The organism is Nocardia araoensis NBRC 100135 (assembly GCF_000308435.1).
In the GTDB taxonomy this organism is placed as follows: domain Bacteria; phylum Actinomycetota; class Actinomycetes; order Mycobacteriales; family Mycobacteriaceae; genus Nocardia; species Nocardia araoensis.
On the sequence record NZ_BAFR01000236.1, the window covers coordinates 1 to 317 of the forward strand.

The 317-nt window shown below is 67.2% G+C and carries 1 protein-coding gene; it reads left to right on the plus strand.

Annotated features, from left to right (window positions below; genetic code table 11):
* The coding region (locus ON21_RS30125) for an IS110 family transposase (protein WP_039803533.1) at nucleotides 1-317 on the plus strand (317 nt) is incomplete at both ends.

The window sequence follows — 317 nt, forward strand, 5'->3', positions numbered from 1 at the left end:
CGCAAGCTCCTCGATCTGGACCGTGAGATCAAAGACACCGACAAACTCATCACGACCCGATTCCGGGAGCACCCGTGGGCGGCCATCATCGAATCCCTGCCCGGCATGGGCCCCGGGCTCGGGGCGGAATTCCTCGTCGGCACCGGCGGTGACCTCGCTAATTTCGCCAGCGCGGGCCGTTTGGCCTCCTACGCCGGGCTGGTCCCGGTCTCTCGCGATTCGGGCCGCGTCAGCGGCAATCTGCACCGCCCGAAACGCTACAACCGGCGCATGCGGCGCGTGTTCTTCATGGCCGCCCTGTCCAGCCTGCGCTACGA